Origin of the sequence: Ferruginibacter sp. (assembly GCF_031391665.1) — a bacterium.
Lineage (GTDB): Bacteria > Bacteroidota > Bacteroidia > Chitinophagales > Chitinophagaceae > Ferruginibacter.
Window position 1 is genome coordinate 1 of sequence record NZ_JANMUN010000016.1, and the last position, 7,622, is coordinate 7,622.

At 37.4% G+C, this 7,622-nt stretch carries 6 protein-coding genes; 4 read left to right on the forward strand and 2 right to left on the reverse strand.

Annotated elements, in window-relative coordinates; all coding sequences use genetic code 11:
- The coding region (locus tag ACY651_RS01215) for a gluzincin family metallopeptidase (protein ID WP_462248879.1) at positions 1-1,055 on the reverse strand (1,055 nt) is incomplete at its 3' end.
- A gap of 55 nt (positions 1,056-1,110) precedes the next feature.
- On the opposite strand from ACY651_RS01215, the gene ACY651_RS01220 reads away from it, so the two are divergent.
- Positions 1,111-2,808 carry an ABC transporter substrate-binding protein gene (locus ACY651_RS01220; protein WP_462248881.1) on the forward strand — a complete coding sequence of 566 codons (1,698 nt, stop codon included), beginning with the start codon at positions 1,111-1,113 and terminating at the stop codon, positions 2,806-2,808.
- A 19-nt stretch (positions 2,809-2,827) separates the two neighbouring features.
- Here ACY651_RS01220 and ACY651_RS01225 read toward each other — a convergent pair whose 3' ends face one another.
- Positions 2,828-4,021, reverse strand: a complete 1,194-nt coding sequence (locus ACY651_RS01225) for an aromatic ring-hydroxylating oxygenase subunit alpha (protein ID WP_462248883.1) — start codon at positions 4,019-4,021, stop codon at positions 2,828-2,830.
- A gap of 127 nt (positions 4,022-4,148) precedes the next feature.
- Between ACY651_RS01225 and ACY651_RS01230 the strand changes: the two genes are divergently transcribed.
- From ACY651_RS01230 to ACY651_RS01240, 3 genes are all read left to right on the forward strand, one after another.
- Positions 4,149-4,814, forward strand: coding sequence for a GDSL-type esterase/lipase family protein (locus ACY651_RS01230; RefSeq protein WP_462248885.1), 666 nt, complete (start codon positions 4,149-4,151; stop codon positions 4,812-4,814).
- A 9-nt stretch (positions 4,815-4,823) separates the two neighbouring features.
- The gene (locus ACY651_RS01235; RefSeq protein ID WP_462248887.1) at positions 4,824-6,800 is read left to right on the forward strand and encodes a glycoside hydrolase family 97 protein; all 1,977 of its coding nucleotides are present in this window, start codon (positions 4,824-4,826) and stop codon (positions 6,798-6,800) included.
- Between the two features lie 10 nt (positions 6,801-6,810).
- A partial coding sequence (locus tag ACY651_RS01240) for a glycoside hydrolase family 3 N-terminal domain-containing protein (protein ID WP_462248889.1) occupies positions 6,811-7,622 on the forward strand: 812 nt, incomplete at its 3' end.

The following is a 7,622-nucleotide window of genomic DNA, read 5'->3' on the forward strand; positions in this document are numbered from 1 at the left end:
TTTAATCCCCAGCCGGTGCCGCTTAAATCTCTTCCCAAATAACCATTTTGATATTTGTTGCCGTATGCCGTTGCACTCTGGTGTTCCATGCCCAAATGCGGTGCATCAACTAATTTATAACCATCTTTATAAAATGGATAGGGGCCAAACCAATACTCAAATGCTTTCATCATACGTGGAGCATCGGCAAAATGTGTTTTAGCTTTTTCCAAGTTTTCCTGCAGCACCCAGTAATCCATATCAAGGTCTCCATTTTCTCCTTTATAAATCTCGTTAAAGTGAGTGTACTTACCTATGTAGGGTACAATATTATAACTGTTGATGGGGTTGGTAACTGCCCAATCGTAAGTAGCCGTGCCATCGTTATTATTTATTTTGCCACGGTATCTTCCATTGCCTACACACATTAATGTATCGGGTATGGTTATATGCATTGCTGCACTGTCGGGTTCATCTGCCTGGTGATCTTTACAAGGATACCAAACACTTGCACCCAATCCCTGGCAGGCAACACTAACCCACGGACTGCCATCCGCACTTTTTTTCCAGATCAATCCACCATCCCATGGCGGACGGCGGGCAATGGTGGGTTTGCCGTTAAATTCAACAGTCAAATAAAATGATTTATTGCTTTTAGGTAATGTAAATGCCGGATGTATTTTAATAAAATAAGCGTTGCCGTCTTTTTTAATATCTTTTAAAGGAATAGATGGCTGATTGAATTGTAACGGATACGGAGATTCAGTAGTGATGTAACAATTTCCAAGTATCATTGGTTCCTGTAAGTCAATTTGCAATACATCTCCTTTCTTAATAGTTTTAATTTGAATTATGTTTTCACCACTAATTGTACTATCCTCAATATTAAACTTAACATGCAAATCATATTTCAATACATCCCACCAATCTCTTGTGGGTCCGTATGTGCCACGTAATGTATCGGCATGAGTGAATGCCTTTTGTTTCTTTAATGGCTGTGCCTGCAAATGAATAATGAATAATGAAATAATAAATAATGCTGTAAAAACTGCAGCGGCTTTTTTTATTTGCAACATCTTTTTGGTGGGTTTGTTTTTGATTGCATAAATTTATGCAGAATAAATAAGAATTATGTCTTTTAAATATTGCCATTCATCATTAATAATTTTATTAAAAAAATACAAAGCTACTGGCTTAAAACATTATTCATTATTCATTGGCTTTCTTTCATTATCCATTATAATTGCTTCCTGCAATTCTCACCAGCACGCCGACAAAACAATATTTCGTTACAACGAAAGCAGCGGTCTGGCTTCACTCGATCCTGCATTTGCAAAAAATAAACAGGTGATGTGGTCGGTACACCAGTTATACAATACCTTAATAGAAATTGACAGTACCATGCAAATGGCACCGTCGCTGGCAAAGCGTTGGGATATAAGTAAAGACAATTTAGTATTTACTTTTTATTTAAGAAACGATGTATTTTTTGCAGATGATGAATGTTTTGCTAGCGGAAAAGGCCGCAAACTTACAGCGCAGGATGTGGAATACAGTTTTAAAAGAATTACAGATAAAAATACCGCCAGCCCAGGCGCATGGATATTTAATAATCGTATTGATAGTATAAATGGTTTTACAGCAATTAACGATTCTGTTTTTCAATTAAAATTGATACGGCCTTTTCAATCTATACTCGGCATATTGAGTATGCAGTATTGTTCGGTTGTTGCTAAAGAAGCGGTGGAAAAATATAAGAATGATTTTCGCCGCCACCCGGTAGGCAGCGGACCTTTTAGCTTTGTAGCCTGGGAAGAAGGGCAGGCATTGGTGTTAAAGAAAAATGAAAATTATTTTGAAAGGGACACTGCAGGAAATCGGTTACCTTATTTGGATGGCATTAAAGTTTCTTTTTACGACAGCAAGGCCACTGAGTTTTTAGAGTTTCAACAAAACCGGTTGGATTTTATTGATGATATCGATCCTTCCTTTAAAGATGAAATGCTTACCAAAACCGGTAACCTTAAAAAAATATGGGAAGGTAAAATTGAATTGCAAAAACAACCTTATCTCAACATAGAATATTTGGGTATTTTGGTAGATGAACAAAATGAACTGGTGAAAAATTCTCCCTTGCGGTTGCAAAAAATAAGGCAGGCTATTAATTATGGATTCGACAGAAGAAAGATGATGCTGTATTTACGCAACTCCATTGGTATTGCTGCCGAAAGTGGTTTTGTACCCTGCGGTTTGCCGTCATTCGATTCTGTTAATGTAAAAGGCTATCAATACAATGTTGCTAAAGCAAAACAATTATTGGCCGAAGCCGGCTATGCCGATGGAAAAAATTTGCCAGAAATAAAATTACTCACCATTCCCATTTATGGCGATTTAGGAAATTATATTGCTAATGAGTTAAGGCAAATAGGCATTAATATACAGGTAGAAGTAATACAAAAAAGTTTATTACTGGAGCAGACTTCAAAATCGCAAGCATTATTTTTTCGTGGCAGCTGGATCGCTGATTACCCTGATGCAGAAAATTACCTGAGTGTTTTTTACAGCAAAAATCCTGCACCACCCAATTACACCCGTTATAAAAATGCAACGTACGATTTGTTGTATGAAAAATCGTTATCAGAAAAAAATGACAGCCTCCGTTACAAATTGTACCAGCAAATGGATAAAATAATTATTGCAGATGCGCCGGTGGTACCGCTGTGGTACGATATGGCTATTCATTTGGTGCATACCAATATTAAAAATTTTCCGGCCAACAGTTTAAATTTACTGGAGTTGAGGAGGACGAAGAAAGACAATACTGAATAAAAAATTTATTTAAGCTTAATCATTTCTCAAACCCCTTCCTCATCTCCCCCACACACCACTCCACAAAATTTATTACCTGGTCTTCTACCGGTGCGTAAGGGCCGGGGCCGTAGCCATTAGTTTCTATACCTCTAAAATTATTTTCACAAAGTTGCCCATCCTGCTCACCGGTAATTTCCCAAAATTGCGTAAGGCGGTTTACATCATAGTCTTTTCCTTCAATGGCATTGGCATCTACCAGCCAGCAAAATTCTAAATCGGTGCTGGAGGCAGTAACAGCAGTCACCCTCATCGTCCATATATAATCACTTACGGCATCCATCCAAAAGTTGGGATAATTTACTAAACCAACAACTCCTGCATCATGGTCTTTGTGCATGCCCATCGGGATACTTATTTTTTTCCCATCAATACTATAACTTTCTACACCGGGCCGCAATGGATAACGAACAGCATACGTTGTTGTGCCGGCAGTAACTTCAACTAATTCGGTAGCCAACGTTTTTTCATTCCATTCTTTTTGTTTTGTTGCGGTGAGTGTATCGGTATCTTCTCTAAGGTTGGCGCCAATTACTGCACTGCAATATTCAGGGTGTGCGCCGCCGCAATGATAACATTCTCTAAAGTTTTCTGCTACTAATTTCCAGTTAGCTCTTAAGGTATAATTTTTTATGGCCGCAACTTTTGCATCTTTAATTTTAAAAGGCATTAAGTAAGGTGCTAAACTTTTTTTTATGGGAGAAAAATCAGGAGCATCTTCTGCAAGGCAAATAAATATCAAACCTTCCACCACTGCTGCATGCACCGAACGTAAATTAAATTTCTCTTTACAAAAATCATCGGGCATCATCCTTGCATTTAATAAAGTGCCGTCTTTATCATATACCCATTGATGGTAAGGGCAGATTAATTTTGGCGCATTTCCTTTTTGTTCTAAACAAATAGCAGAACCACGATGTGCACAGGTATTATAATGGGCATACACTTCTCCTTTATTGCCACGGATAATAATGATGGCATCTTTTTGCAGGTTGTAAATAAAAAAATCGCCGGGCTTGGGTATTTGTGCGGTGTTGCCTGCAAAGAGCCAGTTTTTTTGCCAGATATGCTGCCATTCAAAAATTAATATAGCATCGCTGGTATAAAAAGGTTGTGCTAAACTAAATCCCGGTTGATGACTGTTAAGTAATGCTGCAATTCCCAAATAATTCATGGCGATATTTTTGCTGAGGTAAATATACTTTTTAATCCAGGGTTATTATTTTTTGTGTTGTACAAATTTTAAAAATAGTTAGCCCAATAGAGGTTTGTGTGCTCCTTTTTTTATACCTTTTGACCGTATGAAAAATAAAAACAATTGCGGGCTGTTATGGATTATTTTACTGGTTTTATGCAGCCTCAATATTGCTGCACAGCCTTTCGCTGAAGATATCCGGGCATTTAAAAAACAAGACTCCATTGCTTTTCCGCCTAAGCAAGCCATTTTATTTGTGGGCAGTTCTTCTTTTACCAACTGGAAAGATGTACAAAATTATTTTCCACAATTTACTATTGTCAATAGGGGATTTGGTGGCTCATCTATCTCTGATGTAATTAGATATGCGGATGATATTATTTTTCCCTATCAGCCCAAACAAATTGTAATTTATTGCGGGGAGAATGATTTGGCAGCATCTGACACCGTTACGGGTAAAATGGTGTATCAGCGTTTTGTACAATTATTTACTTTAATAAGAAATAAAATGCCTGGTGTGCCTGTGGCTTTTATTTCTTTAAAGCCCAGCCCCAGCCGCTGGCAGTTGAAAGACAAAATGATTGCTGCAAATGATTTGGTAAAAAAATATCTTCGTAAAAAAAAGAAAACCAGTTTTATTGATGTGTATCATAAAATGCTTGCTGCGGATGGCACACCCCTTAAAGAAATTTTTATACAAGATAATTTACACATGAATGCAAAAGGTTACGCCATCTGGAAAAAAATTATTGCTCCATATTTAAAAAAATGATGATTGCTGATGGCTTTAAAAATAATTATTTACGTTTGCTTATTATTTTTATCTTTCCAAACTATTGCTCAAAATAAAATTCAGTTGGCATCGCCTGATGGTAATATTGTTTTTACATTAAGTGCCAACGAAAGCATTCCTTTTTATTCCGTTGCTTATAAAAAAAATCTCCTCATTCAAAATTCATCACTCCATATTGATATTGAAGGAAAGGGATCATTACAAAAAGCTTTTATCAGCAACACATCTGGGGCTAAAGAAATAAATGAAAACTACACATTAGCAGTGGGTAAAGCTAGCTTGGTAAACAATCATTACCGGCAAACCATAATTTCTTTACAGGATAAAATAAGTACATACTATAAAGTTGATATCGAAGTAAAGGTTTTTAATGATGGCCTTGCTTTTAGGTATCTTTTTCCTAAACAAAATGGTGAAACTTCATTTACTTTACTGGATGAAAAAACAGCATTCAAATTTAAAAATGATCCAATTATAAAAGTATTACCCCTTCCCAACTTTACTTCATCACACGAAGGATTTTATATTACAACTCCTTTAATTAAATTACAAGAAGATACTTTGCTGGATATGCCTGCGCTCTTTCAATTTCCCAATAAAATATTTTTGGCCATTACCGAAGCTGCATTATTAGATTATGCAGGAATGTATTTGATAAAAAGAAATGGGATATTAACAAGCCAGCTTTCACCCTTACCCAATCAAACGGCCATAAAAGTAAAAGCAACATTGCCGCATAAAAGCCCGTGGCGGGTATTTTTAATAAGCGACAGAATTGGTGCATTGATAGAATCCAATATTATCACCAGTTTAAATGAGCCATCAAAAATAAAAGATACAAGCTGGTTACAACCCGGCACTACCACTTTTCCGTGGTGGAACGGCACCATAATTCCCGACAGTATTAAAGGCGGCAATAATTTTGAAACCAATAAATATTATATTGATTTTTGTGCCGCCAATAATATAAAATATCACACGGTGGTGGAGTATGGCGGGCACGAATGGTATACCAACGATGGCGAAGGTTATCAGCCTGGAAAAAATTTCGACATCACAAAACCCGTTGATGGTTTGGATATGAAACGTATTTGTGATTATGCCAAATCAAAAAATGTTGGTGTAAGAGTATGGACACATTGGAAAGCCCTGTATCCAAAACTGGACGAAGCTTTCAAAATTTTTGAACAATGGGGGTTGAGCGGAATGATGGTAGATTTTATGGATAGAGACGACCAGGAAATGGTAAACATTCAAACAGAAATTTTAGAAAAAGCAGCAAAGCATCGTTTGCATATTCAGTTTCATGGCGCATATAAACCTACAGGCCTGCATCGCACTTACCCTAATGAATTTACAAGAGAAGGCGTGATGAATTATGAATATGATAAGTGGGATAAAGTAATAACACCTAATCGTGACATTGATGTTCCTTTTACAAGAATGCTCGCCGGTTCTACAGATTATCATTTGGGTGGTTTCAACGCTTTGCCTGTTGAAAAATTTATTGCACAAAACAGTAAGCCATTTGTAATGGGCACACGCTGCCATATGCTGGCTATGTACGTGGTGCTGGAAAATTACCAGGGAATGGTATGTGATTATCCCGATGCATATATTGGGCAACTGGGTTTTGAGGTATTGCAAAACATGCCGGTTACCTGGGATGAAACAAAAGTGCTTGCTGCCGAAGTGGGAAAATACATTTCCATAGCAAGAAGAAAAAATGACAGCTGGTACATTGGAACAATTACAGACAGCAACGCAAGAAAAATAAATATCAACCTTAATTTTTTACCTGCAGGAAAATATGTTGCCACCATGTACAGTGATGCAGCAGACACCAATAAAAATGCCAATCATCTTACCAAACAAAATATAATTGTTGATAAAAATAAAATTATGCCGTTATCATTAGACGCAGGTGGTGGTAATATTGTAATATTGAAAAAGTTTAAAAAATAAAAACAGGAATATGAAAAGTAAATACATGCTGGTGGCGTTAATTTTAATTACACAAGTTGCAACCGCACAAAATAACGATGCAAAAATGAAACCTTTCATAGATGCATTGATGAAAAAAATGACACTAATTGAAAAATTAGGCCAGCTGAATTTGCCGGGCAGCGGCGATATTGTTACCGGCCAGGCCAGCAGCAGCGATATTGGCAAAAAAATTAAAGAAGGAAAAGTAGGAGGGTTATTCAATATTAAATCGGTTGCAAAAATTAAAGCCGTACAAAAAGTTGCAGTAGAAGAGAGCCGTTTAAAAATCCCCATGATATTTGGCATGGATGTTATTCATGGTTATCAAACAACCTTCCCCATTCCATTGGCTTTATCATGTACCTGGAATATGCAGGCGATAGAACAAAGTGCACGGATAGCCGCAGTTGAAGCAAGTGCCGATGGTATTAACTGGACATTTTCTCCCATGGTGGATATTGCCCGTGACCCACGCTGGGGCCGCATTGCAGAAGGTAATGGCGAAGATGTTTACCTGGGCAGCCAAATTGCAAAAGCAATGGTAAAAGGTTACCAGGGCAATGATCTTACAAAAAATAATACCATCATGGCCTGCGTAAAACATTATGCAATGTATGGTGCTGCCGAAGCCGGAAGAGATTATAACACCACCGACATGAGCCGTCAGCGTATGTACAATGAATATCTTCCGCCTTACAAAGCTGCAGTTGATGCAGGCGCAGGAAGTGTGATGGCAAGTTTTAATGAAGTGGATGGCATACCGGCAACAGCCAGTAAATTTTTAATGACCGATGTATTGCG

Coding starts and splice junctions, on each gene's coding strand:
- ACY651_RS01235 (WP_462248887.1), top strand. CDS start 4,824: ATGGCTTTAAAAATAATTATTTACGTTTGCTTATTATTTTTATCTTTC.
- ACY651_RS01230 (WP_462248885.1), top strand. CDS start 4,149: ATGAAAAATAAAAACAATTGCGGGCTGTTATGGATTATTTTACTGGTT.
- ACY651_RS01220 (WP_462248881.1), top strand. CDS start 1,111: ATGTCTTTTAAATATTGCCATTCATCATTAATAATTTTATTAAAAAAA.
- ACY651_RS01225 (WP_462248883.1), bottom strand. CDS start 4,021: ATGAATTATTTGGGAATTGCAGCATTACTTAACAGTCATCAACCGGGA.